Genomic DNA, 26,677 nt, shown 5'->3' on the forward strand with positions numbered 1-26,677 from the left:
GCTCAGTTCCCCAGGATCACGGGGCCGTCGTCGGTCGGGGTCTCCCCCGAGGTCGCCGGAGCGCTGATGCTGCCGGACGACACCCGACGCGAGCGTGCACGACCCTGACCGGGCTGCTTGGGCTCGGGGAGCGCCTGCAGCACCGAGTCCAGGAGCGAGTCCGCGTCGGGCGCCTTGCGGGGCTCGCGCTTCGTGACCGCGACCGGGATGTCCAGGATCGCGACGGTGGTGTCGGTCGGGGTGACCGGTGCCGAGGACGAGACCCGACGGCGCGTGGGCGCTGCGGGTGCCTCTGCAGCGGCTGCCGGAGCGGCTGCCGGCGTCGGCTCGGCGGCCGGAGCAGTCGTCGCCGGAGCAGCAGCAGGGGCGGCGGCGGCCGGAGCGGCAGCGGGCGCGGAGATCGTCAGGATGCCGTCGTCGGACGTCGGCGCGGCCTGCTCGGAGCTCGCACGGCCACCGCGGCGACGACGACGCTTCGACCCGCCGGAGGACTCGCCCTGCGGCTCGGTCGACGCGGCGGTCTCGGGTGCGGTCGACCCGGTCGTCGACGACGGTGCGGACACCGGCGACTCGACGGCCGACGGGGACGACGGCGCCGATGCGACCCCGTCTTCCTCGTGTGCCAGGGTGGACGCGGCGATCCGGGACAGCGCGTTCTTCACGTCGTCCGTGATCTGGTGGGCCTGCGACGACTTCGACTCGCCACCGTTGTGGCCGCCGTTCCCGTTGCTGTTGCCGCCGCGCGACCCGTTCCCGTTGGAACCGTTCGAGCCGTTGCCGTTGCCGTTGGACCCGCCGTCGGACCCGTTGCCGCGGCCCTTGCGACGCCCCTTGGAGGGACCGGGGTCCGCGTTGTTGTCGTTGACCTTCGCGTTGACCTCGTCGAGGGACTCGCGGAGCCCGACGCCGATCTTCTTGCGGGTCATCTGCACGAGGCCGAGCGAGGTGACCTCGGCGACCTGGTGCTTCGTGCGGTCGCGGCTCAGGCACTCGACGAGACGACGGAGCACGAGGTCCCGGTTCGTCTCGAGCACCATGTCGATGAAGTCGACGACGATGATGCCGCCGATGTCACGCAGACGGAGCTGCCGGACGATCTCCTCGGCCGCCTCGAGGTTGTTCTTCGTGACGGTCTCCTCGAGGTTGCCCCCGGAGCCGACGAACTTGCCCGTGTTGACGTCGATGACCGTCATGGCCTCGGTGCGGTCGATCACGAGCGAACCACCGGAGGGCAGCCAGACCTTGCGGTCCAGGGCCTTCTCGATCTGCTCGTTGAGGCGGTACTCCTCGAAGGAGTCCGGCCCGTCGTAGAGCTCGACGCGGTCCTTCAGGTCGGGCGCGACCGCGGTCAGGTACTCGTCGATGGTCTCGCGCGCGGCGTCGCCGTCGATGATCAGCTTCGTGAAGTCCTCGTTGAAGACGTCGCGGACGATCTTGACGAGCAGGTCGGGCTCCGAGTGGAGCATGACCGGCGCGTGACCGTTCTCGACCTTCTTCTGGATGGCCTCCCACTGGGCGGTGAGGCGCTGCACGTCGCGGGTGAGCTGCTCCTCGGTGGCGCCCTCCGCAGCGGTGCGGACGATGACGCCCGCGTGCTCCGGCAGGACCTCCTTGAGGATCTTCTTCAGACGAGCGCGCTCGGTGTCCGGGAGCTTCCGCGAGATGCCGTTCATCGAGCCGTTCGGCACGTAGACCAGGTAGCGGCCGGGCAGCGAGACCTGGCTGGTCAGGCGGGCCCCCTTGTGGCCGACCGGGTCCTTCGTGACCTGCACGAGCACCTTGTCGCCCGGCTTCAGGGCGGCCTCGATGCGACGACCGTGGTTGCCGGTCTCGACCGAGTTCCAGTCGACCTCGCCGGCGTACAGCACGGCGTTCCGGCCGCGGCCGATGTCGACGAACGCGGCCTCCATCGACGGCAGCACGTTCTGGACCTTGCCGAGGTACACGTTGCCGATGAGCGACACGTTGTGCGACTTGGTGACGTAGTGCTCGGCGAGGACGTTGTCCTCGATGACGCCGATCTCGATCTTCTGCGCGCTCGAGCGGACGATCATCTGGCGGTCGACGCTCTCGCGGCGGGCGAGGAACTCGTCCTCGGTCACGACCTGGCGGCGGCGGCCGGCGTCACGGCCGTCGCGACGGCGCTGCTTCTTCGCCTCGAGGCGGGTGGAGCCCTTGATGCGCTGCGGCTCGGTGATGAGCTCGACCTCGCGGCGGCGGGGTTCCTGGTGGTCCCGGGGCTCGCGGTGGTCACGCGGCTCGCGGTCGGCGCTCGAGCCACGACGGCGGGTCCGGCGACGGCTGCCGCCCTGGACGTCGTCGTCCTCGTCGTCCCAGCGGTCGTCGCGCTCCGGACGGGCCGCGCGGGCGGGCAGCTCCGGCAGGACCGGTGCGTGGAAGATCAGGCTGAGCGTCGAGGTCGCCTTCGGGGCGACCGGCTCCGGCGCCGCAGGCGTCTCGGTGGGCTGCTCGGCCACGGCGGCGTCGGTGTCCTGTGCGGCGGACTCGGCGACGGCCGTCGCCTCGGCAGCAGCGGCGGCACCCGCGTCGACGACCGGCAGGTCACCGGTCAGCGTGCTGACGTCGTGCGGTGCGTCCGCGGTGGCGGCAGCGACCGACACCTCGACGGAGACCGTCGCGTCGGTCGCGGTGTCACCTTCGGCCGGACGGGAGGCCCCGCTCGCCTCGGGCGTCGCAGCCCGGTCGGGCTCGGTGCCCGTCTCGGACCCGGCGCCGGTCTGCGCGACCGTTCCGGTGTCCTCGTCGGTGACCGTCTCGACCGCGTCGGTCGACACGGTCGACTCGACCCGGGCCTCCTGGCCGGACCGGGCGCGGCGACCGCCGAACAGGCGGCCCCGTCGCTTCGGTGCGGCGTCGTCGGTGTTGTTGGTTCCGTTGTTCTCGTTCTGCTCCACCATGGACTGGTGCACTCCTCGGCCCCGCTCCCACCCCGAGGGGCGGCGGGAATTCTGTAGTTGTGGCGGGCGGCGGCGACGCCACCCGCACTCGCTGGTCAGTGACCGTCCGGCGTCGACATCTTCTGCGGTCCGCGCTCGTTCCGTGCGGAGCACCCGGCCCCGCTCGGCTCGGCGTCGGAGTGACGCGTCGTCCGGTCACGGCACGCTCTCACCGCGCCTGATCGTCCGGGCTGGTGCCCGGAAAGCTCTCGTCGTCGGGTGGATCTCCCACTCGACCCTGTGATTATCGCACGCGACGCCCGGGAAGGCGCGGAGGCGTCGTGTCATGATGACGATGTGAGTACGACTGCACCCGCCACCCGTCGTCCGGTCGCCATCGCGGTCTTCCTCCTGGTCACCGGTGCGGTGGCCCTCTACGCCGCGTTCCGCCTGGTGCTCGACGAGTTCGAGAAGTACGCCAACCCCGACGCGGTCCTCAGCTGCGACGCCAGTCCGTTCATCAGCTGCTCGAACGTGATGGCGAGCTGGCAGGGACACCTCCTCGGCTTCCCCAACCCGCTGCTCGGGCTGATGGGGTTCGTCGCGCCGATCGCCGTCGGCGTGGTCCTGCTCGCGGGCTTCCGCGGTGCGAAGTGGTTCTGGATCGTGTTCAACGCGGGCGTGTTCCTCGCCTGGGTCTTCGTCACGTGGCTCTTCACGCAGACGGTGTGGTCGATCGGTGCGCTCTGCCCGTGGTGCATGCTCGTCTGGTCGATGACGATCCCGATGTTCTGGGTCTTCACGGTCTGGAACATGTCCCGCGGCACGTTCGGCGCCCGCGGTCAGCGCATCGGGAAGGCCCTGCTGCCGTTCTGCTGGGCGATCCCGCTCGCGAACTACCTGGTCATCGTGGTGGTCATCCTGATCATGTTCCCGACGGTGCTCACCTCGCTCTGAGCCCTCGGGTTTCGGTGACACGTCACCTGATTCCTGGACTCTTCTCAGCCAGGAGCGCCCGTCGGCGCGTCGGCAGCCGTTACGCTCGTTCCCGATGAGCGACAACGAGAGCAGCAAGAAGGCTCGCCGGAACGCCGCACGGGAACGTGCCGCCGCCCAGCGCGAGAAGGAGAAGGCCCGCCGGCGCCGCAACCGCACGCTGACCATCAGCGGCATCATCGTGGGCAGTCTCGCCGTGATCGCGGTCGTCGTCCTGGTGATCGCGAACTCGATCCAGCCAGCGGGCCCCGGACCGAAGAACATGGCGAGCGACGGCATCCTCTTCAAGGGCGAGAACAGCCAGATCGTCCCCGTGACGACGAAGGCCATCCCCGAGGGCGGCAAGCCGACCGCCACGAAGCAGGACGACTCGGTCGCGAACATCACCGTGTACGAGGACTACATGTGCCCGTACTGCAACCAGTTCGAGACCGCGCAGATGACCCAGATCAAGCAGTGGGTCCAGAGCGGGTCCGCCACGCTCGAGATGCACCCCTTCAACCTGCTCGACCGCTCCTCGCTCGGCTCGAAGTACTCCACCCGGGCAGCCGCGGCCGCCGCGTGCGTCGCGAACTACCAGCCGGACGCCTTCCTCGACGTGAACGCCGCGTTCTACGAGAACCAGCCGTCGGAGAACACCCGCGGTCTGACGAACGCGAAGCTCGCCTCGATCGCGAAGAAGGCCGGTGCGACGAACAAGAACATCGCCTCGTGCATCACCGACCAGGACTTCGCCGGGTGGGTCGGTGACGCCACGAACCGTGCCCTCACCGAGAAGATCCCGAACTCGTCGCTCGACAAGCTCACCGGCACCCCGCTCGTGCTCGTCAACGGCAAGCAGTACAGCGGCACCCTGACCGACACCGACGCCTTCGCCGCGTTCGTCGAGCAGAACGTCAGCGCCAGCTAGCCGGCGCGCCGGCGGCCGCGCGGCGGCGGCCGCGCGGCGGCCAGCGGTCGCCGCACAACCGAAAGCAGCCCGCACCACGGGAATCCGTGGTGCGGGCTGCTTTTCGTTGTGCGGACGCGAATCACACCACGCGAGCGCGGCGCACGCGCGCCGCGCTACGCGGGACGCGTCACGCGAACCAGAGCGCGAGCTCGCGCGCGGCGGACTCGGGGCTGTCCGAGCCGTGCACCAGGTTCTGCTGGACCTTGAGGCCCCAGTCACGACCGAGGTCGCCGCGGATGGTCCCCGGCGCGGCCGAGGTCGGGTCCGTGGTGCCGGCGAGCGAGCGGAAGCCCGCGATCGCCGCGTTGCCGGCGACGCGCACGGCGACGACCGGGCCGGACTGCATGAACTCGACGAGGGGCTCGAAGAACGGCTTGCCCTGGTGCTCCTCGTAGTGCGCGTCGAGCAGGTCGCGCGGCGCGGTGATCATCTTGAGGTCGACGATCTCGTAGCCCTTGGCCTCGATCCGGCGGAGGATCTCACCGGTGAGCTGGCGGGCGACGCCGTCGGGCTTGACGAGGACGAGGGTCTCTTCGAAGTCGGACACAGCGGTGCTCCCTGAGGTTCTGGGGGTGGATTGAGGTCAGTCGCCGGCAGCGGCTCGTCGGGCGGCGTTCTGACGGTCGAGCTGACCGCCCTTGACGAAGCAGAAGATCCACAGCGCCAGGAACACCAGGCCCACCACGAACATGAACGGCTCGATGAAGCCGGTGGCGAGGATGGCCGCCTGCAGCAGCCACCCGAACCATACACCGGCACGGTTGCCCGTCAGACGCGACGCGAGCGCCAGCACGATCATCGCGCCGATGCCCCCGCCGAAGGCCCATCCGGCCGGCAGGGTGTGCTTGCCGAAGACGACGAGCATCGGGAAGAAGAACATGATCGCCTCGAGCACGAGGGCGATCGAGGTGAGGCTCTCCTGGGCGCCACGCTCACGTCGCTGACGTGGCTGGCGACCCGGCCTGGAGGCTCCGCTCGCGTCCGTCACTTCGTCTCACCTTCCGTGTGGACCAGGTCCATGACCGCGCCCACCATCACGATGGAGCCGGCGACGAGCACCATGGCGTCCTCGGCCTCGGCCTCGTCTGCCAGGTCCCGCGCTTCCTGCAGGGCCTGCGCGAGCGAGGGCTCGACGACCACGCGGTCGTCGCCGACCTCGTCGACGACGATCCGGGCGAACTCGTCCGCGTCGAGCGCACGCTCCCCCGGTGGCTGGGTCACGACGAACGTGGCGATCGTGTCCTTGAGCGCGCGGACGAACCCGCGGGCGTCCTTGTCGGCGAGGATCCCGACCACGCCGACGACGTGCTCCGAGGGGAACGCGACGGGCAGCGCGTCGGCGAGGGCCTTGGCGCCGTGCGGGTTGTGCGCGGCGTCGACGACCACCGTGGGGTCCTGCGCGATGGGCTGCAGACGACCGGGGCTCGTCGCCGCGGCGAGGCCCTCACTGAGGACGTCCTCGTCGAGGGCCTGCGACCCGCGGCCGATGAACGACTCGACGGCGGCGATCGCGACCGCGGCGTTGTGGGCCTGGTGCGCGCCGAACAGCGGGACGAACAGGTCGTCGTAGCGACCGGCGACCCCCTGCACGGTGATGAGCTGGCCACCGACGGCCGGGGTCACGTCCACGACGCTGAAGCCCACGCCCTCGACGGCGAGCGTGGACTCGGTGAGCTCCGCGGCGCGTTCGAGTTCGGCGAGCGCCTCGGGCACCTGCGCACTCGACACGACGGCGGAGGACGGCTTGATGATCCCCGACTTCGTGCGGGCGATCTCGGCGACGGTGTTGCCGAGCTGCTTGGCGTGGTCGATCGCGATCGGGGTGAACACCTGGACCTGGCTCTGCACGACGTTGGTGGAGTCCCACTCGCCGCCCATGCCGACCTCGATCACCGCGACGTCGACGGGTGCCTCGGCGAAGCACGCCAGCGCGAGCACGGTCAGCGCCTCGAAGAACGTCAGCGGGAGCTCGCCCTTGTCGGTGAGCTCCTGGTCGGTCATCGCCAGGATCGGCGTGATGTCGTCCCAGTTCTCCACGAAGCGGTCCGGGGCGATGGGCTGCCCGTCGATGACGATGCGCTCCCGGATGGACACCAGGTGCGGGCTCGTCATGAGTCCGGTCCGGAGGCCGTGCGCGCGGACGATGCTCTCCGTCATCCGGGCGGTCGAGGTCTTGCCGTTCGTCCCCGTGAGGTGGATGACCGGGTACGCCAGGTGCGGGTCGCCGAGGAGCTCGACGGCACGACGGGTCGCGGTCAGGCGGTGCTCGGGCGACTGCTCGCCGATCCGGGCGTACAGGGCCGCTTCGACGCGACGCACCTCGTCGTCGTCGCCCCCGTAGGGCAATGCTTCGTCAGGGGCGGTGTCGCCGGCCGGGCCCACCGGGATCTCGATGCCGTCCGGCGTCTGGTCCTCGAAGCCGTTCTCGTCGTCGTCGCTCATGCGCGCTCCACCTCCACGGTCACCTTCGCACCGTCACCGACCTCGGTGGCCGGGTCGTCCTCCGCGAACACGGCGGCCACCAGCTGCAGCGTCGTCGTCAGGGTCTCGTTCGCGATCAGCTCACGGTGCGCCTGCACCGCTGCCTCGGCCGTCTCGTCCGCACGGAGCGTCAGGACGATGCGGTCGCTGACGTCGAGGTCGGCCTCGCGGCGGGCCTGCTGGACGGCGCGGACGACGTCACGGGCCACGCCCTCGGCCTCGAGCTCGGGCGTGGTCACGGTGTCGAGCACCACGAAGCCGCCGCCGTCCAGGAACGCCACCGCGTTCGAGGCGTCGGCGACGGTGAGGTCGAGCGTGAACTCGCCCTCGACCAGGTCGATGCCGCCGACGGTGACACCGGTCTCGGTCGCGACCCAGTCGCCCTTCTTGGCGGCCGGGATGACCTGCTGCACGGCCTTGCCGATGCGCGGGCCGGCGGCGCGGGCGTTCACGGTGAGCTTCCGCTCGATGCCGTACTGCGCCAGGGACTCCTCGGCCTGGGTCTCCAGCACGACGCGCTTGACGTTGAGCTCGTCGCGGAGGATGTCCGCGAACGGCTCGACGGCGGCGGGGTCGGGCACGACGAGCGTCAGCGTCGCGAGGGGCAGCCGGACGCGCTTGCCGGTGGCCTTGCGGAGCGCCAGGCCCTTCGATGCGACGTCGCGCACGCGGTCCATCGCGGCGACCAGGGCGTCGTCCGCGGGGAAATCGGCAGCGTCCGGGAAGTCCGTCAGGTGCACGCTGCGGTCGCCGGTCAGGCCCTTCCAGACCTCTTCCGTGACGAGGGGCGCGAGCGGGGCGGCGACCCGGGCGAGGGTCTCGAGCACGGTGTACAGCGTGTCGAACGCGGCCTTCGCCGAGTCGCTCGACTCGGCGCCGAGCCAGAACTTGTCACGCGACCGGCGGACGTACCAGTTCGTCAGCACGTCGGCGAAGTCGCGGACGGCCTGCGCCGCGAGCGGGGTGTCGAGCGCGTCGAGGTGCGTCGTGACGTCGGTCACGAGCACGCGGGTCTTCGCGAGCAGGTACCGGTCGAGCACGTCGGTGCTGTCCGTCCGACGCGACGCCTGGTACCCGGACTCCCCGGACGCGTTCGAGTACAGCGTGAAGAAGTAGTACGTCGACCAGAACGGCAGCAGGAACTCGCGGACGCCCTGGCGGATGCCCTCTTCGGTGACGACGAGGTTGCCGCCGCGGATCACCGACGAGGACATCAGGAACCAGCGCATCGCGTCGGCGCCGTCGCGGTCGAAGACCTCGGAGACGTCCGGGTAGTTCCGGAGCGACTTGGACATCTTCTGGCCGTCGGAGCCGAGGACGATGCCGTGGCTGATCACGTTCGTGAACGCGGGCCGGTCGAACAGCGCGGTGGAGAGCACGTGCATGACGTAGAACCAGCCGCGGGTCTGCCCGATGTACTCGACGATGAAGTCGGCCGGGTTGTGGCTGTCGAACCACTCGCGGTTCTCGAACGGGTAGTGCACCTGCGCGTACGGCATCGACCCGGAGTCGAACCAGACGTCGAAGACGTCGGAGATCCGGCGCATGGTGGACTTCCCCGTCGGGTCGTCCGGGTTCGGGCGCGTGAGGTCGTCGATGAACGGGCGGTGCAGGTCGACCTGTCCCTCGGCGTTCAGCGGGAGGCGGCCGAAGTCGCGCTCGATGTCCGCCAGCGACCCGTACACGTCGGTGCGCGGGTACTCGGGGTCGTCGGAGACCCACACCGGGATCGGCGTGCCGAAGTAGCGGTTGCGCGACACCGACCAGTCGATGGCGTTGCCGACCCACTTGCCGAACTGGCCGTCCTTGACGTTCTCCGGCACCCAGGTGATGTCCTCGTTGAGCTCGCCCATCCGGTCACGGAACTCGGTGACCCGGACGAACCAGGACGAGACGGCCTTGTAGATGAGGGGCTTCCGGCAGCGCCAGCAGTGCGGGTAGCTGTGCTCGTACGAGGCCTGGCGGAGGAGCCGTCCGGCGTCCTTCACGGCCTTCGTGAGCGGCTTGTTGGCGTCCGACCAGAGCTGCCCGGCGACGAGCGGGAACTGCGAGGTGAAGACGCCGCCCTCGTCGAGGGAGAGCACCACGGGGATCCCCGCGGCGGCGCAGACGACCTGGTCGTCGGCGCCGTACGCCGGGGCCTGGTGGACGATGCCGGTGCCCTCGCCGGTCTCGACGTAGTCGGCGACCAGGATCTGCCAGGCCTGCTCCATGCCCTCGGTGTCGGCGAGGAAGTCGAACAGGCGCTCGTACCGGACGCCGTCGAGCTCGGCACCCTGCAGCTCGCGCGTGACGGCCGCGACAGCGGCCTCTGCCGACTCGTAGCCGAGGTCCTTCGCGTAGGCCGCCACGGTGTCGGACGCCAGCAGGTACGAGACCGCACCGGCGTCGCTGCCGTCAGCCGAGCCTCCAGGCCCTGCCGGCAGCACCACGTACGCGACCGCCGGTCCGACTGCCAGGGCGGCGTTCGTCGGGAGCGTCCACGGGGTCGTCGTCCAGGCGAGCGCCCGCACGCCGTCCAGCCCGAGCTCGGACGCACGGGCGCCCTGCAGCGGGAACGAGACCGTGACGGACTGGTCCTGGCGCATCTGGTAGACGTCGTCGTCCATGCGCAGCTCGTGGTTCGACAGCGGGGTCTGGTCGTTCCAGCAGTACGGCAGGACCCGGAAGCCCTCGTAGGCCAGGCCCTTGTCCCAGAGCTGCTTCCACGCCCAGAGGACGCTCTCCATGAAGGTCACGTCGAGGGTCTTGTAGTCGTCCTCGAAGTCCACCCAGCGGGCCTGCCGGGTGACGTACTGCTGCCACTCGTCGGTGTACTGCAGCACGGACTGCTTCGCCGCGGCGTTGAAGACGTCGACGCCCATCTCGTCGATCTCGTGCTTCTCGGTGATGCCGAGCTGGCGCATCGCCTCGAGCTCCGCGGGCAGGCCGTGGGTGTCCCACCCGAAGCGGCGGTGCACCTGCTTGCCGCGCATCGTCTGGTAGCGCGGGAAGACGTCCTTGGCGTACCCGGTCAGCAGGTGACCGTAGTGCGGCAGACCGTTGGCGAACGGCGGGCCGTCGTAGAAGACCCACTCGTCGCAGCCGTCGCGACGGTCGATCGACGCCTGGAAGGTGTCGTCGCCCTTCCAGAAGGCGAGGATGCCCTGCTCGACATCGGGGAAGGACGGCGAGGGGGTGACGCCGGCAGCGTCGGCTGCATCGCGGTTCAGTGGGTATCGCACCGGTTGCTCCTGTGGGTTCGGTTGCTCTCCACGAGGACGGAGCACGCTCCGCGGTACCACCTCGCTTGCCGCACACGCCGGTGCGACCGCTCGTCGTCGGGGATGGTGACGGTCCCGAACCCGTCCGGCTCTACTGACGGTCCGCTCGCGCGTCCCGCGTTCTTCCGGAAGCTCCCCGGTGATGGCCGGATCGATGCTCGTGGAACACGAGTTTAGCGGACGGGAGCATGCTTGAGAGATGCCCTCGTCTGAACAGCAGGACCGCCCCGAGTCCTCACTCACCGTCGTCATCGCGTTCGGGGCGAACCTGCTCGTCGCGATCGCGAAGACCATCGCCTCGATGCTCTCCGGATCGGCCTCGATGGTCGCCGAGGCCGCGCACTCGTGGGCCGACACCGGGAACGAGGTCTTCCTGCTCGTGGCCGAACGCCGCGGGGCCAGGAAGCGGGACACCGCGCACCCGCTCGGGTACGGGCGGGAGACCTACATCTGGTCGATGTTCGCGGCGTTCGGCCTGTTCACCGCCGGCGCGATCGTGTCGATCTACCACGGCATCACCGAGCTCGGGGACACCGGGCCCGCCGACGACGTCCTGCTGAACTACATCGTGCTCGCGCTGTCGTTCTGCCTGGAGGGGACGAGCTTCCTCCAGGCCTACCGGCAGGCGCACGGCGCCGCCCGGAAGCGCCGCGTGCCGGTGCTCCGGCAGGTGCTGCAGTCCTCGAACCCGACGCTGCGGGCCGTGTTCGCCGAGGACGCGGCGGCGCTGATCGGCCTCGTCGTGGCGTTCCTCGGCGTGTTCCTGCACCAGATCACCGGGCTGGCGGTCTTCGACGCGATCGGGTCCATCGCGATCGGCATCCTGCTCGGCGTCGTGGCGATCGTCCTCATCGACCGCAACCGCCGCTTCCTGCTCGGGGAGAGCACCTCCCCGGAGCTCGAGAACGCGGTGCTCGTCGAGCTGCTCGGACGCCCGCAGATCGATCGGGTCACGTACCTGCACCTGGAGTTCGTCGGGCCGTCGCGGGTGTACCTCGTCGCGGCGATCGACCTCACCGGGAACGAGGACGAGTCGCACGTGGCGGTCCGGTTGCGCGAGGTCGAGAAATCCCTGGAGGACAGCCAGTACATCGAGGAGGCCGTCCTCACCCTGAGCCTGCCGGGTGACACGTCCCTGGTGCCGAAGGACGGCGACGTGCCCGAGGTCGTGCGGGACGGCACGGTGGAGGACGTGGCGTCCGGCGGTGCCGGCACGCTCCGGACCGACTGACACGGCGGCGGCGCGGCTTGCGCCGCCCGCGCGGCCGCGCGGCCGCGCGGCCCGCTCCGGCGGTGCCGACCGGCACAGCACAACGGAAACCGGCTCGAACCACGCAAGTCCGCGGTTCGAGCCTGTTTCCGTTGTGCGACGCCGATCCGCGTCGCGGAGCGCGCGAACCGCGTCGCGGAGCGCGAGCACCGCGGAGCGCGAGCACCGCGGCGGAGCCGCGCCACGGGTCAGCGGGCGTCGAGGCCAGCGGCCACGGGGGTGAGCGCGGCGCCGACGTACTCGACGAGCGGGCGGCGTGCCACCCCGTCGGCGACCCAGACCCCGAACGCCGCGGCCGCCGCGCCGAGCATCGCGCCCGACACCGTCTGCGGCCAGAGCGACCCCGGGTACTCCCCCGTCCGCCGGGCGACGAACGCCGCGACCACGTCGTGCTGGGCCATCACCCGGGCGGCGACGCTCGCGACGAGCTCCGGCCCGATGCCCATCACCTCGGCCTGCGCGACCGCCCACGGCACGCGCTCCGGGTCGTGCGCGCGGGCGGCTGCGAGGAGCGCCTCCTCGACGGCACGCACGGCCGAGGGCTCGTCGGAGCCCGCGAGCAGGGACGGCAGCGCGGCGACGGCGGCGTCGAGCTCGAGCCACATCACGTCGGACTTCGCCGGGAAGTAGTTGAAGAACGTCGCTCGACTGACCCCGGCCCGAGCGGCGATGTGGTCCACGGTGGTGCCGGCGTACCCCTGCTCGAGGAACAGCTCCGCGGCCGCGTCCGCCAGCACCTCGGCACTCGAGCGTCGCGGCCGTCCCCCGCGGCGGATCGGTTCGTCCATGGTCCCCAGTAAACAGCTAGACTCGTCCAGCCATGATCTTGGACCCAGTACAGAAACGCCGCGCCCGAACCGCTGGCGTCATCGCGGGGGCCACCGCGATCCTCCTCGCCGTCACCGCCTGCACCGGTGCCGGCACCAGCTCCGCGAGCAGCACGCCCGTCGCCGGCGGCACCCTGACGTACGCGTCCGGTGACGCCGAACCGACCTGCCTCGACCCCCACGTCGGCGGCAACTACCCGCAGGCGCTGCTGGCGACCCAGTACATCGAGGAACTCGTCGGCCTCGACGACGGCAAGCCGACCCCGGCGCTCGCCACGAAGTGGACGACGAGCGACGACGGCAAGACCCTGACGTTCACCCTGCGGGACGACGTCACGTTCACCGACGGCACCCCGTTCGACGCCGCCGCGGTCGTGGCGAACATCGAGCACGTGCAGGACCCGGCGACCGCGTCGAGCACCGGCTACCTGGCACTCCGGTCCATCGCGAAGGCCACCGCCACCGACGCCCACACCGTCACGCTGTCGCTCAGCCGTCCGGACAGCGCGCTGCTCGAGTCGTTCTCGCAGCCCTGGGTCGGGATGGAGTCCCCGAAGGCCCTCGAGCGCACGCAGGCCGTGAACTGCGAGTCCCCCGTCGGCACCGGCCCGTTCAGGATCACGGACTGGAAGCACGGCGACCGCGTCACCCTGGCGAAGAACGACGACTACTGGGGCACGACCAAGCCGCGTCTCTCCGGGATCACGTGGCGCTTCCTGCCGGACTCGACGTCCCGGTACGCCGCGCTGCAGTCCGGACAGGTCGACGTGATCGACAACGCCCAGCCCGACCAGCTCAAGGCAGCCTCGGCGAAGTCCACGATCCGCGACCTCGACGCCCCGCGCCCCGGCGCCTCCAACCGCCTCGAGCTGAACTCCGGGCACGGCGTCTTCCAGGACGAAGCCGTGCGCAAGGCGTTCATCGCCGGCGCGGAGATCAACCCCGGCGTGCAGTCGCTGTTCCTCGGCACCGCGAAGCGCTCGTACTCGGCGCTCTCCAGCGTCGAGCCGTTCGGCTACTCCGACAAGAGCCTGTTCCGGTACAGCCCGAAGACGGCCGAGCAGCTCCTCGACGACGCCGGGTGGAAGGTCGGCTCGGACGGCGTCCGCGAGAAGGACGGCAAGCAGCTCACGGTGACGTTCCCGGTGTCGACGAACCAGTCGGTGCCCGCCGAGCGCAGCCTGTTCCAGCAGATCCAGGCGTCCGAGGCGAAGGTCGGCTTCAAGGTCCAGCTCGAAGAGCTCGACCTGTCCAGCTGGTACGCCGCCCTCGCGAAGAACCAGTACGACGTCGTCAGCGCCCCGTACACGAAGGTCGGCGCCGACGTGCTGCGGATCCTCTACGACTCGGCCAGCATCACGCCGGCTCCGTCCGGGTACTTCGCGAACCTCGCCCAGCTCGACGACCCGAAGGTCGACGCCCTGCTCGAGGAAGCCGCGCAGACGTCCGACACCAGCACGCGTGGCAGCCTCTACGAGGAAGCGCAGGAGCGCATCCTCGCGTCCAGGACGGTGCTGCCGCTCTACGACCAGCAGAACCACTTCCTGTACCGCTCGGCCGTCCACGGCATCCGGACCACCGCGGTGTCGACCCCGTGGTTCGGCACCGCATGGATCGACCGCTGAGCTGGACGTGGTGGGTGCTCCGCCGGCTGCTCGGCGGCATCGGGGTGCTCTGGGCGGTCGCGACGATCGTGTTCGTCGCGATCCGCCTCATCCCCGGTGACCCGGCGCTCGCGGTGCTCGGTGGCCCCGGGTCCCAGGCCTCGGCGGCCGCGGTCGCCCAGGTCCGCGCGGACTACGGGTTCGACCGTCCCGTCGTCGTGCAGTACGCGGTGTTCCTCGGACGTCTGGCGACCGGGCAGCTCGGGGACTCCTACGCCTTCCGGACCCCGGTCGCGACACTCCTCGGACAGCAGCTGCCGGTGACGCTGACGCTCGCCGTCGCCGGGCTCGTCGTCGCCTGGGCGCTCGCGATCGTCGCCGCGTGGTGGTCGACCCAGCGCGGTCGGGTCGCCGCGACGCTGACCAGTGCGATCTCCGTCACCGCGAGCGTGACCCCGCACTTCTGGCTCGGCAGCGTGCTCATCGTGGTGTTCGCCAGCGCGCTCGGCTGGGTGCCGGCGGTCAGCGACGGCAGCGTCCGTGGCTGGGTCCTGCCGGTGCTCACCGTCGCCGTCCCGGTCGCCGGGTACCTCGCCGAGACGGTCCGCGACGGCGTGGTGGACGCCCAGCGCTCGGCGTTCGCCCTCGCCGCCCGCGGCCGTGGCGAGACCCGTGCCGGTCTGTTCGGACGGCACCTGCTCCGGCACGCCGCGCTGCCCGGGATCGCCCTGTCCGCGTGGGCCTTCGGGTCGCTCGTGTCCGGGGCCGTCGTCGTCGAGTCGGTCTTCGCGCTGCCCGGCATCGGACGGGCTCTCGTGACCGCGGTCACCCAGCGGGACATGCCGCTGGTCGCCGGGATCGCCCTCGTCTCCGCGGCCGCCTACGTCGTGGTCCTCGCGATCGCCGACCTCGTCGAGCGCGCCGTCGACCCGCGTCGGGTGAGATCGCACTCCGCGTGGGACCCCCGCGGACCGCGGCGACCCGGAGTGCGACCTCACCGCGGCGCGCGAGCCGGCCACGGGGCGGGCGCGCGATGAGCGGCATCGCCGAGCCGAGCCTCCAGGCCGGTACGACCGCGGCAGACCCGCCGACGCGACCCGGACGCCGACGCGCACTCGGACCCGCCGGCACCGTCGCAGCCGCCGTGGTGGCGATCGCGGTCGTCGCCGCCGCGTGGCCGTCGCTGCTCGGCGGTGCGCACCCGCTCGCGGTCCACCCCGCCGAGGCCCTGCTCCCACCCGGCGCCGGGCACCCCTTCGGCACCGACGAGTCCGGCCGCGACGTCCTGGCGCGGGTCGTCGCCGGCACACGCGCGAGCCTGCTCGTCGGGGTCGTCGCGACCCTGGTCGGCGGCGGCGTCGGCATCGTGCTCGGTGTCCTCGCCGGCCTGGGCGGCCGGGTCGTCGACGCCGTCGTCGGCCGCGTCACCGAGGTGGCCTTCGCGCTCCCGCTGCTCCTCGTCGCGCTCGTGGTGATCGCGGTGACCGGGCCGGGGCCCGTACCCGCGATGCTCGCCGTCGGGTTTGCCACCGCGCCCGGCTACGCCCGCATCGTGCGCGGCCTGGTGCGGACCGCGAAGTCCTCGCAGGTGGTCGAGACCGCCGTGCTGCAGGGCCGCTCCCCCGCACGGATCGTCGTCCGGCACGTCCTGCCCGCAGCGCTCTGGCCGATCGTCGCCGTCGGCACGCTCGGCATCGGGCAGGCGATCGTCTGGGCCTCCGCGCTCAGCTACCTCGGCGTCGGCACGCCGCCCCCGGCTCCGGAGTGGGGCGCGATGCTCGCCGACGGCCGCACCTACCTGCAGACTGCACCCTGGATGAGCACCTTCCCCGGACTCGCGATCGTCGTGCTCGCGACCGCGGTGACGGTGCTCGGCCGGGCCCTCCGACGGACTGGAGCAACCCGATGAACGTCGTCGAAGCACGAGGACTCGGCGTGGCCGTCGGCGGCACGCCGCTCGTCCGGGACGTCGCCCTGCACGTCGCCGCCGGCGAGTGCGTCGCCCTGGTCGGCGCGTCCGGCTCCGGCAAGACCGTCACCGTCCGGGCACTCCTCGGCCTGTCGGCACCGGGCTCCGCCGTCCGTGCCGACCGGCTCGACGTGGCGGGCCTCGACGTGCGCGCGTTCTCCGACCGGCGGTGGCGTTCGGTGCGCGGCGCGCGTGTCGGGTACGTCGGACAGGAGGCCCTCGGTGCGTTGGACCCGCTCCGTCCCGTCGGGCGCGAGGTCGCCGACACCCTCCGGCTGCACACCGAGATGAGCGCACGTGAGCGCGTGGACGCCGTGCGCTCCGCGCTCGCCGGGGTCGGGCTCGACCCGGCCATGGCGTCGGACGGTCGGCTCGCGAGGACGCTCTCCGGGGGCATGCGGCAGCGGGCGCTGATCGCTGCGGCCACGATCGGGGCGCCCGCGCTGGTGATCGCGGACGAGCCGACGACGGCCCTCGACGCGGGCATCGCCGTGCGGGTGATGGAGCAGTTGCGGGCGGCGCAGGAGCGTGGCGCGGGGGTGCTCGTCGTGACGCACGACCTGGGGCTCGTGGCGGGGTGGGCCGACCGTGTCGTGGTGATGGACGCGGGGCGGGTCGTGGAGGAGGGCACCGTCGCATCGGTGCTGCGCTCCCCGGAGCACGGTGCGACGCGGGCGCTGGTGGCGGCTGCGGGCGCGGGCGCTGCCTCGCACCGTGCGAGGTCCGGCGCTGGCGCTGCCTCGCACCGTGCGAGGTCCGGCGCGGGCGCTGACGCTGTGTGCGAGGTTCCGGACACCGTGCGAGGGTCGGAGGGGCGCACCGTGTCCGGAACCTCGCACACTGCGGGGTCGGGGGCGGGGTCGGGCGCGGCCTCGCACGGTGCGGGGGGCGGCGCGGTGCTCGCGGCGCGGGACCTCCGGAAGGCGTACGACCGGGTGGACGCCGTCACGGGGGTGTCGTTCGCGCTCGAGCGCGGCCGCTCGCTCGGCGTCGTCGGGGCATCCGGCTCGGGCAAGACCACACTCGTCCGGATGCTGCTCGGCCTCGAGACGCCGGACACCGGCACCGTGACCCTCGACGGCGAGCCCTGGGCACCGCTCGCCGAACGCGACCGTCGTTCCCGCCGCCACCGGGTGTCGGCCGTCGTGCAGGACCCCGGCGCGACCTTCGACGAACGGTGGAGCGTGGAGCGGGTGCTCGCGGACGCGCTCACGGACGGCAGCGCGCGGCGGGCGACGGGCGACCTCGGCGACCGGGTGGACGCCGCACTCCGGCGGGTGGACCTGGAGCCGGCGCTCCGGGACCGGTCGCCCCTGACGCTCTCCGGCGGGCAGCGGCAGCGTCTGGCGATCGCCCGGGCGCTGGCGTCGGACCCCGAGGTGCTCGTGCTCGACGAACCCGTGACCGCGCTCGACGCCACGGTGCAGGACGCGGTGCTGACGCTGCTGGAGCGGCTCAGGGACACCACCGGCGTGGCGATGGTGTTCGTGTCGCACGACCTCCGCGCCGTGCGGCGGATCGCGGACGACGTGCTGGTCGTGCACGAGGGCGCGGCCGTCGAACACGGACCGGCCGCCGACGTGTTCACGCACCCGGAGCACCCGGTGACGGCAGCGCTCCTCGCCGCGGCCGAACGCCTGTCGGCCGGCCCGGCTGACGCTGCGGCGTAGCAGCGCCGCAACAGCGCCCCAGCAACGGCGGAGCAACGGCAGAGCAACGCCGCCGGGGCCGGCCACGGACGAGCAGAGGCCCGACCCACGGGACGTGAGTCGGGCCTCCAGGCCGGAGCCGGTCAGTTGCCGGACGTGGCCTTGTCGTTGTCCGCCGAGGCGCCCGACGAACTCGAGATCACCGGGATCTCGCTCGTCGAGAACTCCTTCGCCCAGTCCGACTGCGCGAACTCCGACGACGGGTCGTTGTACTCGTCGATGACCTGGGCGACCTCTTCCTCCGAGGCGACCGTCGGGCCGGACCCCATGAGCGGCGTGGCCGCGGTCTCCTTCGTGAAGTACACCGCGACGAGCCCGATGAGCGCAGCCGCCATCAGGTAGAACGCCGGGATGTCCTCGGCCCAGGCGAAGCCCGCGTCCTTCGCGCCGTTGATCAGCGCCGCCGTCGCGAGCGGGGTCGTCCCACCGAAGAGCGACACCGACACGTTGAACGCGATCGCCAGGGCGCCGTAGCGGATGATCGTCGGGAACAGCGCGGGGAGCGTCGAGGGCATCGTCGAGGTGAACGTGACGAGCACGACGCCGAGGATCAGCAGGCCGAAGAACACGCCGACCCCGGTGCCGGTCTGCACGAGCTGCAGGGCCGGCCACGAGAACAGGAAGAACCCGATGCAGCCGGCGGCGAGCACCGGGCGGCGTCCGAACTTGTCGGAGAGCCGGCCGCCGAACGTGATCACGACCATCATCAGGATCATCACGATGACGATGAGGATCAGACCGAACGTGGCGTTCTGCCCGAGGTTCTGCTCGAGGTACGTCGGCATGTACGACAGCAGCATGTAGTCGGTCACGTTGAAGACCAGGACCAGGCCGATGCAGATGATGAGCGCACGCCAGTTCTCGGCGAAGAGCTTGAGGAACGGCGTCTTCTGCGACTCGCGCTCGGCTGCCTCTTCCTGCTGCTTCTGGAAGGCCGGGGTCTCCTCGAGCTTGAGGCGCAGGTAGAGCCCGATCAGCCCGAGCGGCCCCGCGATGATGAACGGGATGCGCCAGCCCCAGCTGAGGAGGGCGTCCTCGGAGAGGCCGAACTGCAGGCCGGTCACGATCGAGGCACCGAGCACGTAGCCGGCGAGCGTGCCGAACTCGAGCCAGGAACCCATGAACCCGCGCCGCTTGTCCGGGGAGTACTCGGCGATGAACGTCGCGGCGCCGCCGTACTCACCACCCGTGGAGAAGCCCTGCACGAAGCGGGCGACGAGGAGCAGCACCGGGGCCCAGAAGCCGATCGTGTCGTACGACGGGATCAGGCCGATCATGAGCGTGCCGGCGGCCATCAGGATCATCGTCAGCGCGAGGACCTTCTGCCGGCCGATCTTGTCGCCGATCGGGCCGAACACCGCGCCGCCGATGGGCCGCACGATGAAGGCCGCGGCGAAGAAGCCGAACGTGGCGACGAGGTTCGCGGCCGGGTCGCCCTCGGGCAGGAACACCTTCGAGATGGTGACCGTCAGGTACGCGAAGATCCCGAAGTCGAACCACTCCATCGCGTTGCCGAGTGCTGCGGCGGCGACGGCGCGCTTGAGGAGCGACTCCTCGACGACGGTGACGTCGCCCGTGGTGAGCTTGCGGCGTGCGCGCTTCGCAGCGCCCTTCGACCGGACCGGCCGGTCGCCGTGCGGGTGGGGGGTGTTGTTCGGGGCCAAATCGTCCTCCGGTTGCTGTGGCTGCCTTCGGGAGTCCGACGAGAAGAGCGACATCGCAGGACTGCGAACACCGACGGCCCGCCGAACAAACTCCGACAGACTATCAGTCGAACGGTCCCTACGGAATATCAGGTGTGATGCGCCCTGTCCGCATTCCGCGAACGGACCGATCTGCGGTCATGCGAGCCGCCCGGTACGATTGCTGCACCGCGCGTCACGCGTGGACACTCAGGCACCTCATCACGGACTCGGTGCCGCACATAGCGATCGAAAGGCGCAGCCATGACCAAGCCCATGCCCGACAAGCCCACCGTCGACGGACTCGAGCAGGTCTGGGGCCCCGTCTGGGACCAGGACGGCACCTACCGCTTCGATCGCTCTGCCGCCGCGGACCGCAGCCAGGTCTACTCGATCGACACGCCGCCGCCCACCGCCTCGGGCTCGCTGCACATCGGGCACGTGTTCTCGTACACGCACACCGACCTCAAGGCCCGGTTCGAGCGCATGCGCGGCAAGCACGTCTTCTACCCGATGGGCTGGGACGACAACGGCCTGCCGACCGAGCGTCGCGTGCAGAACTACTACGGCGTCCGCTGCGACCCGCAGCTGCCCTACGACGGCACGTTCGTCCCGCCGTTCGAGGGCGGGGACAACAAGTCGAGCAAGGCCGCGGACCAGGTCCCGATCTCGCGCCGCAACTTCATCGAGCTGTGCGAGCGCCTGACCGTGCAGGACGAGCAGCAGTTCGAGCACCTCTTCCGGACGCTCGGGCTCTCGGTGGACTGGACGCAGTCGTACCGCACCATCGACGACACCTCCCGCGCCAGCGCACAGCGCGCGTTCCTGCGGAACCTCGAGCGCGGTGAGGCCTACCAGGCCGACGCCCCGACGCTCTGGGACGTCACCTTCCGCACCGCGGTGGCGCAGGCCGAGCTCGAGGACAAGGAGATGCCGGGCGCGTACCACGGCATCGCGTTCCACCGCACCGACGGCCAGGGCGACATCGTCATCCAGACCACCCGACCCGAGCTCCTCCCCGCGTGCGTCGCCCTCGTCGCGCACCCGGACGACGAGCGCTTCCAGGACCTCTTCGGCACCACGGTCCGCTCCCCCCTGTTCGACGTCGAGGTCCCGGTGCTCGCGCACCACCTCGCGCAGAAGGACAAGGGCGCCGGCATCGCGATGGTCTGCACCTTCGGCGACACCACCGACGTGGTGTGGTGGCGCGAGCTGCAGCTGCCGAACCGCGCCATCATCGGCTTCGACGGCCGCGTCCGCTCGGACGAGCCGTCCTGGATCGAGTCCGAGGGCGGCAAGGCCCTCTACGCCGAGCTCGCCGGCAAGACCGTGTTCTCCGCGAAGAAGGTCGTCGTCGACGCCCTCACCGAGTCCGGCGAGCTCGTCGGCGACGTGAAGACGATCCAGCACCCGGTGAAGTTCTTCGAGAAGGGCGACAAGCCGCTCGAGATCGTCTCCACGCGCCAGTGGTACATCGTCGACGGCGCCCGCGACGAGGAGCTCAAGGCCACGCTCCGGAAGCGGGGCGAGGAGATCGCCTTCCACCCGGACTTCATGCGCGTCCGCTACGACAACTGGGTCGGCGGCCTCTCCGGCGACTGGCTGATCTCCCGCCAGCGCTTCTTCGGCGTGCCGCTGCCCGTCTGGTACCCGCTCGACGCCGACGGCAACCCGGTCTTCGACCAGCCGATCGTCCCGACCGAGGCCCAGCTCCCCGTGGACCCGGCGTCCGAGCCCGCCCCCGGCTACACCGAAGACCAGCGCGGCGTCGCCGGCGGGTTCCAGGGCGAGCTCGACGTCATGGACACCTGGGCGACCTCGTCCCTGACCCCGCAGCTCGCCGGCAAGTGGGAGACCGACCCGGAGCTCTACGGCCTCGTCTACCCGTACGACGTCCGCCCGCAGGCCCAGGACATCATCCGCACGTGGCTGTTCACGACGGTGCTCCGCAGCCAGCTCGAGGCGGACGTCGTGCCGTGGAAGAACGCGAGCATCTCGGGCTTCATCGTGGACCCGGACCGCAAGAAGATGTCGAAGTCGAAGGGCAACGTCGTCACGCCGCTCGCGATCCTCGAGCAGCACGGCGCCGACGCGGTCCGCTACTGGGCGGCATCGTCGAAGCTCGGCACCGACGCGGCCTTCGACCCGCAGAACCCGAAGCAGATCAAGGTCGGCCGCCGTCTGGCGATCAAGGTCCTCAACGCGGCGAAGTTCGTCTACGGCTTCGAGCTGCCGACCGGCGCGCACCGCGTGACCGAGGCGCTCGACGTCGACGTGCTCGCCGCACTCCGCACCACGCTGGAGCAGGCGACGACCGCGTTCGAGCACTTCGACCACGCCCGCGCCCTCGAGGTCACCGAGCGCTTCTTCTGGACCTTCTGCGACGACTACCTCGAGCTCGTCAAGGAGCGTGCGTACGGCACCGCGCCGGACTCGACCCACGAGACGCAGGCGAGCGCCGTCCTGGCGCTCCGCGCCGCCATCGACGTGCTGCTCCGTCTGCTGGCACCGTTCCTGCCGTTCGCGACGGAGGAAGTGTGGGCCTGGACCCACGAGACCAGCGTGCACCGGGCCTCCTGGCCGACTGCTGCCGACCTGCCGGTCGACGCGGCCGAGACCGGTCTGCTCGCTGCCGTCGGACAGGCGCTCATCGGGATCCGCGGTGCCAAGACGGCCGCCAAGGCGTCCCAGAAGACGCCGGTGACGCGCGCCGTCGTCGCGGCTCCGGCCGCGACCCGCGAGCTCGTGGAGCGCGCGGCCGTCGACCTGGCGGCCGTCGGCCGCATCCAGGACCTGTCCTTCGTGGACGGGCCGGAGCTGGCGGTCACCGAGATCGAGCTGGCCGAGCAGCCCGCGTAGGGTCGCGTCGGACGGACGGGAACGGAACACACGGACAGGAGGCCCGGATGCAGTTGGGTACGCGATGGAACGTGGGCGCATCGGCACCTCCGCGCCTCGAGGAAGCGCTGGTCGTGGCGGTGCGGGGCGTCGAGGACGAGCTCGCGGCGGAGTCCGTCGACACGACGGGGTGGGGGTGGACGCTCACCTACCTGGAGGGCAAGCCCCGCGTGGAGCTCGACGACGGCACGTCGATCCACCTCGACGACGCCGGGCACGCCCAGGTGACGAACCCCGACGACGCCCCCGAGGAGGACTGAGCGCGGCGCGCGCGGCGTTGCGCGCGGCGCGCGCGGCGCGCTCGCGCGCGGCGCGCGGCGGCGGTGCCGCTTGGCGGCGCACAACGGAAACCGGCTCGAACCACGGACGTCCGCGGTTCGAGCCGGTTTCTGTTGTGCGAGGCTCAGGCCTCGGCAAGCCAGCCGAGCAGGACCTCGTTCACCTCGGCGGTGTGGGTGGTCAGCAGGCCGTGCGGGGCGCCCTCGATCTCGACGTACTCCGCGTGCGGCAGGGCCTTGGTGAAGCGGCGGCCGGTGGCGTCGATCGGCAGGATGTTGTCCGCCGTGCCGTGCACGATCAGCGCCGGGACGGTGACCTTCGGGATGTCCTGGCGGAAGTCCGTCGGCCAGGTGAGCGGCGCTGCGGCGGACGCGATCGCTCCCGAGCCGGCGGCGACGTTCCACGCGTTGCGGACGGCTTCCTCGGAGATCCGAGTCCCGAGGTTCTCCGACAGGTTGAAGAAGTCCTGGTAGAAGTTCGTGAAGTACGCGTACCGGTCCTTCTTGACGTCGGCGGCGATGCCCTCGAAGAAGGACATCGGGCCGGCGCCGTCGGGGTTGTCGTCCGTGATCGCCAGGAACGGCTCGAGCGAGGCCAGGAACGCCACCTTCGCGATCCGGTCCTCGCCGTGGCGGCCGATGTAGCGCGCGATCTCGCCGGTGCCCATCGAGAAGCCGACCAGGATCACGTCGTGCAGGTCGAGGGTCGTCAGGACCGCGTGCAGGTCGTCGGCGAACGTGTCGTAGTCGTAGCCGGTGCTCGGCTGCGACGACTGTCCGAAGCCGCGGCGGTCGTACGTGATCACGCGGTAGCCGGCGTCGAGGAGTGCCGGAGTCTGGCCCTCCCACGAGTTGCCGTCGAGCGGGAAGCCGTGGATCAGCACGATCGGCTGCCCGGTGCCCTTGTCCTCGTAGTGCAGTGCGATGTCGACGCTGTTCTCGGTCCCGACGGTGATCTCACCCATGGTGCTGCCTTCCCTTGGCGCTCGTGTTCGTGGCGTTCGTGTTCGTGCCGTTCAACCCGGGAGAACGCTCGTTCTCGCCGGTGTCCGCTACACTAGAGAACGATCGTTCCCAGCGCAAGTCGGAAGGGGCACACCATGGCCGTCACCATCGAACCGGACACCCGGGCACACATCGTCGACGTCGCGGACGAGCTCTTCTACACGCGCGGCATCCAGTCCGTCGGCATGGACGAGATCCGGACCGGCGCCGGCGTCTCGCTGAAGAAGCTCTACGCGGCGTTCCCCGGCAAGGACTCCCTGATCGCCGCGGTGCTCGCCGGTCGGCACGACTACTGGGAGCACGGTCTGGCGCAGGCGGTCGACGCGGCGACCACCCCGCGCGACAAGCTCCTGGCGATGTACGACTTCCTGGAGTCGTGGTTCGGCGACGCCACGTTCCGCGGGTGCGGCTTCATCAACGCCTTCGGGGAGCTCGGTGCGACCTCCCCCGCGGTCGCGGAGATCGCCAGGGCTCACAAGGAGTCCTTCCAGCAGTACGTCGGCGGCCTCACGCGCACGGCCGTGGCGGACCCGGCCCGTGCCGACGAACTCGCCGCCCAGCTGGCCCTGCTCGCCGAGGGAGCGCAGACCACCGCGGCGATCGCGGGCGACGCGGCGCCGGCCCGGCACGCGCGTCGGGCGGCGGCCACGCTGATCGACGCCGCGACCGCGTAGCTAGGGTGGGGTGATGACGACGCCGTTCGACGAACCGAGCACCCTCCCGTACGCACTCCCCCCGTTCGACCAGGTCCGGCTCGAGCACCACCGTCCGGGCTTCGACGCAGGGATCCGCGAGCAGCGGGCCGAGGTCGAGGCGATCGCCACGAACCCCGACGCGCCGACGTTCGAGAACACGCTCGTGGCGCTCGAGCGGAGCGGTCAGCTGCTCTCCCGCGTGAGCATGGTGTTCTTCACGCTCTCCTCTGCCGACTCCACGCCGGAGCTGCACGACATCGAGGCCGAGGTCTCCCCGCTGCTCGCCGCGCACCGCGACGCGATCACCCTCGACTCCCGGCTGTACGAGCGTGTCCGGGCCGTTCGCGACAGCGCTCCCGAGACCGGGCTCGAGGGCGAGGACCTGCGCCTCGTGGAGCGCACCTTCACCGAGATGACCCTGGCCGGCGCCGGCCTCGACGACGCCGGCAAGGAGCGCCTCACCGCGATCAACCAGGAGCTCTCCACCCTGACCACCACGTTCGAGCGCAACCTGCTCGACGAGACGAACGACCTCGCCGTGCACGTCACCTCCGAGGAGTCGCTCGCCGGCCTCGATGACGGCGCCAAGTCCGCCGCCGCAGGTGCCGCTGCCGACCGTGGCCTGGACGGGTGGCTGATCACCCTGCCGCTCTACACGGGCCACCCGTGGCTGGCGTCCCTCGCTGACCGCGACCTCCGCGAACGCATCATGCGCGCGTCGCTGTCCCGCGGTCGCCGCGGCAACGAGCACGACAACCGGGACGTCCTGCTCCGCATAGTCCGGCTCCGGGCCGAGCGCGCGGAGCTGCTCGGGTTCCCGAACCACGCGGCCGTGGTGACCGCCGACGAGACCGCCGGTACTCCGGAGGCGGTCGACGGGCTGCTGTCCTCGCTGGTCGGCGCGGCGGCGGCGAACGCGGACGACGAGCGTGCCGTCCGCTCCCAGACCGTCGGCTTCGAGGTCGAGGCGTGGGACTGGGCCTACGCGACCGAGATCCTCCGCGGCGAGCAGTTCGCCGCCGACAGCACCGCCACCCGGCCGTACCTGGAGGCCGACCGGGTCCTGCGCGACGGGGTCTTCTTCGCGGCGAACGCCCTCTACGGGCTGAAGTTCGCCGAGCGCCCGGACCTGCACGGGTACAACGACGAGGTCCGCGTGTTCGAGGTCACCGACGAGGACGACAGCCCGATCGGCCTGTACCTGCTCGACCTCTACACGCGCGACGGCAAGCGCGGCGGCGCGTGGATGAACCCCGTCGTCGAGCAGTCCGCGCTGATGGGCACGCTGCCGGTCGTCGTGAACAACCTCAACGTCGCCAAGCCCGCTGCTGGCTCCCCGACGCTCCTGATCCAGGACGAGGTCGAGACGCTCTTCCACGAGTTCGGCCACGCGCTGCACGGGCTCATCGCCCGGACGACCTACCCGCGGTTCTCGGGCACGAACGTCGAGCGCGACTTCGTCGAGTTCCCGAGCCAGGTCAACGAGATGTGGGTCTCCTGGCCCGAGGTCCTGGCGAACTACGCGAAGCACCACGAGACCGGCGAGCCGATGCCCCCGGAGCTCGTCCTCGGGCTGAGCGACTCGGCGGGCTTCAACGAGGGGTTCGGCACCACCGAGTACCTCGCCGCCGCCCTGCTCGACCAGGCGTGGCACCGGCTGTCGAAGGCAGAGGCCGACGCGGTGACCGACGTCGAGGCGTTCGAGCGCCAGGCACTGGCCGACGCCGGCATCGACGTCGCCGCCGTCCCGCCGCGCTACTCGTCGACGTACTTCGCGCACACGTTCTCGGGCGGGTACGACGCCGGGTACTACGGGTACATCTGGAGCGAGGTGCTCGACGCCGACACCGTGGAGTGGTTCCGCGACCACGGTGGGCTCGACCGCGCTGCCGGGCGTCGCTTCGCCACGATGGTGCTCGGGGTCGGCGGCTCGAAGGACCCGATCGAGGCCTTCCGCGAGTTCCGCGGCCGCGACGCCGAGGTCGGTCCCCTGCTCCGCCGCCGCGGCCTGCAGTAGCGGGGAGGCAGTTCCGCGCGTAGGCATTCGAATCGCGCGTAGGCGGTCGGAAGTTCCGGCCCCCTCCGCGCGATTCGCCTTCCCACAGCGGGCGTGATGGGAAGGAACGCGCGCCAACCGCGCACCGGGACCCC

The 26,677-nt window shown here is 71.1% G+C and carries 19 protein-coding genes; 11 read left to right on the forward strand and 8 right to left on the reverse strand.

Features of this window, described 5'->3' with window-relative positions; translation table 11 throughout:
- Positions 1–2 precede the first annotated feature (2 nt).
- On the reverse strand, positions 3–2,918 hold the full coding sequence (locus tag ACIPJY_RS08215) for an Rne/Rng family ribonuclease (RefSeq protein ID WP_400462761.1): 2,916 nt from the start codon (positions 2,916–2,918) through the stop codon (positions 3–5).
- Positions 2,919–3,254: 336 nt separating this feature from the next.
- On the opposite strand from ACIPJY_RS08215, the gene ACIPJY_RS08220 reads away from it, so the two are divergent.
- Positions 3,255–3,854 carry a vitamin K epoxide reductase family protein gene (locus tag ACIPJY_RS08220; protein WP_400462764.1) on the forward strand — a complete coding sequence of 200 codons (600 nt, stop codon included), beginning with the start codon at positions 3,255–3,257 and terminating at the stop codon, positions 3,852–3,854.
- A gap of 94 nt (positions 3,855–3,948) precedes the next feature.
- Positions 3,949–4,803 (forward strand): DsbA family protein, encoded by an 855-nt coding sequence (locus ACIPJY_RS08225; RefSeq protein ID WP_400462767.1) that lies wholly within the window; start codon positions 3,949–3,951, stop codon positions 4,801–4,803.
- 169 nt (positions 4,804–4,972) lie between these two features.
- On the opposite strand, the gene ndk is transcribed toward ACIPJY_RS08225, so the two are convergent.
- Genes ndk through ileS form a run of 4 tightly spaced genes read right to left on the reverse strand, consistent with a single transcriptional unit; the run spans position 4,973 to position 10,550 of the window.
- Positions 4,973–5,392 carry a nucleoside-diphosphate kinase gene (gene ndk / locus ACIPJY_RS08230; protein ID WP_123702843.1) on the reverse strand — a complete coding sequence of 140 codons (420 nt, stop codon included), beginning with the start codon at positions 5,390–5,392 and terminating at the stop codon, positions 4,973–4,975.
- Positions 5,393–5,428: 36 nt separating this feature from the next.
- Entirely contained in the window at positions 5,429–5,833 is a 405-nt protein-coding gene (locus ACIPJY_RS08235) for a DUF4233 domain-containing protein (protein WP_400462770.1), read from the reverse strand.
- The gene (locus ACIPJY_RS08240) at positions 5,830–7,287 is read right to left on the reverse strand and encodes a bifunctional folylpolyglutamate synthase/dihydrofolate synthase (RefSeq protein ID WP_400462773.1); all 1,458 of its coding nucleotides are present in this window, start codon (positions 7,285–7,287) and stop codon (positions 5,830–5,832) included. Before ACIPJY_RS08240 ends, ACIPJY_RS08235 begins: the two co-directional genes overlap by 4 nt.
- The gene (gene ileS / locus ACIPJY_RS08245; protein WP_400462776.1) at positions 7,284–10,550 is read right to left on the reverse strand and encodes an isoleucine--tRNA ligase; all 3,267 of its coding nucleotides are present in this window, start codon (positions 10,548–10,550) and stop codon (positions 7,284–7,286) included. The genes ACIPJY_RS08240 and ileS overlap by 4 nt, the downstream gene beginning before the upstream one ends.
- A gap of 238 nt (positions 10,551–10,788) precedes the next feature.
- On the opposite strand from ileS, the gene ACIPJY_RS08250 reads away from it, so the two are divergent.
- Entirely contained in the window at positions 10,789–11,820 is a 1,032-nt protein-coding gene (locus ACIPJY_RS08250; protein WP_400462778.1) for a cation diffusion facilitator family transporter, read from the forward strand.
- A 227-nt stretch (positions 11,821–12,047) separates the two neighbouring features.
- On the opposite strand, the gene ACIPJY_RS08255 is transcribed toward ACIPJY_RS08250, so the two are convergent.
- On the reverse strand, positions 12,048–12,647 hold the full coding sequence (locus tag ACIPJY_RS08255; protein WP_400462781.1) for a TetR family transcriptional regulator: 600 nt from the start codon (positions 12,645–12,647) through the stop codon (positions 12,048–12,050).
- A gap of 32 nt (positions 12,648–12,679) precedes the next feature.
- On the opposite strand from ACIPJY_RS08255, the gene ACIPJY_RS08260 reads away from it, so the two are divergent.
- Genes ACIPJY_RS08260 through ACIPJY_RS08275 form a run of 4 tightly spaced genes read left to right on the forward strand, consistent with a single transcriptional unit; the run spans position 12,680 to position 17,929 of the window.
- On the forward strand, positions 12,680–14,311 hold the full coding sequence (locus tag ACIPJY_RS08260) for an ABC transporter substrate-binding protein (protein WP_400462784.1): 1,632 nt from the start codon (positions 12,680–12,682) through the stop codon (positions 14,309–14,311).
- Positions 14,296–15,327 (forward strand): ABC transporter permease, encoded by a 1,032-nt coding sequence (locus tag ACIPJY_RS08265; RefSeq protein ID WP_400462787.1) that lies wholly within the window; start codon positions 14,296–14,298, stop codon positions 15,325–15,327. Before ACIPJY_RS08260 ends, ACIPJY_RS08265 begins: the two co-directional genes overlap by 16 nt.
- Positions 15,324–16,199 (forward strand): ABC transporter permease, encoded by an 876-nt coding sequence (locus ACIPJY_RS08270; RefSeq protein ID WP_400462790.1) that lies wholly within the window; start codon positions 15,324–15,326, stop codon positions 16,197–16,199. Before ACIPJY_RS08265 ends, ACIPJY_RS08270 begins: the two co-directional genes overlap by 4 nt.
- On the forward strand, positions 16,196–17,929 hold the full coding sequence (locus ACIPJY_RS08275; protein ID WP_400462792.1) for an ATP-binding cassette domain-containing protein: 1,734 nt from the start codon (positions 16,196–16,198) through the stop codon (positions 17,927–17,929). The genes ACIPJY_RS08270 and ACIPJY_RS08275 overlap by 4 nt, the downstream gene beginning before the upstream one ends.
- A gap of 122 nt (positions 17,930–18,051) precedes the next feature.
- On the opposite strand, the gene proP is transcribed toward ACIPJY_RS08275, so the two are convergent.
- On the reverse strand, positions 18,052–19,632 hold the full coding sequence (proP, locus tag ACIPJY_RS08280; RefSeq protein WP_400462795.1) for a glycine betaine/L-proline transporter ProP: 1,581 nt from the start codon (positions 19,630–19,632) through the stop codon (positions 18,052–18,054).
- A 282-nt stretch (positions 19,633–19,914) separates the two neighbouring features.
- Here proP and valS point away from each other — a divergent pair, with 282 nt between their 5' ends.
- Positions 19,915–22,509: a valine--tRNA ligase gene (gene valS, locus ACIPJY_RS08285; protein WP_400462797.1), complete on the forward strand. Its 2,595-nt coding sequence runs from the start codon at positions 19,915–19,917 to the stop codon at positions 22,507–22,509.
- 47 nt (positions 22,510–22,556) lie between these two features.
- Complete coding sequence (locus tag ACIPJY_RS08290) at positions 22,557–22,808, forward strand: hypothetical protein (RefSeq protein WP_400462798.1); 252 nt, start codon at positions 22,557–22,559, stop codon at positions 22,806–22,808.
- Between the two features lie 143 nt (positions 22,809–22,951).
- On the opposite strand, the gene ACIPJY_RS08295 is transcribed toward ACIPJY_RS08290, so the two are convergent.
- Positions 22,952–23,791: an alpha/beta fold hydrolase gene (locus tag ACIPJY_RS08295; protein ID WP_400462801.1), complete on the reverse strand. Its 840-nt coding sequence runs from the start codon at positions 23,789–23,791 to the stop codon at positions 22,952–22,954.
- Between the two features lie 135 nt (positions 23,792–23,926).
- On the opposite strand from ACIPJY_RS08295, the gene ACIPJY_RS08300 reads away from it, so the two are divergent.
- Both ACIPJY_RS08300 and ACIPJY_RS08305 read left to right on the forward strand, forming a co-directional pair.
- On the forward strand, positions 23,927–24,505 hold the full coding sequence (locus tag ACIPJY_RS08300; RefSeq protein WP_400462804.1) for a TetR/AcrR family transcriptional regulator: 579 nt from the start codon (positions 23,927–23,929) through the stop codon (positions 24,503–24,505).
- Positions 24,506–24,518: 13 nt separating this feature from the next.
- Positions 24,519–26,543 carry a M3 family metallopeptidase gene (locus ACIPJY_RS08305; protein ID WP_400462807.1) on the forward strand — a complete coding sequence of 675 codons (2,025 nt, stop codon included), beginning with the start codon at positions 24,519–24,521 and terminating at the stop codon, positions 26,541–26,543.
- The last annotated feature ends 134 nt before the right edge of the window (positions 26,544–26,677 follow it).

The sequence above is a fragment of the Curtobacterium sp. NPDC090223 genome, from assembly GCF_044746585.1.
Classification (GTDB): Bacteria; Actinomycetota; Actinomycetes; order Actinomycetales; family Microbacteriaceae; genus Curtobacterium.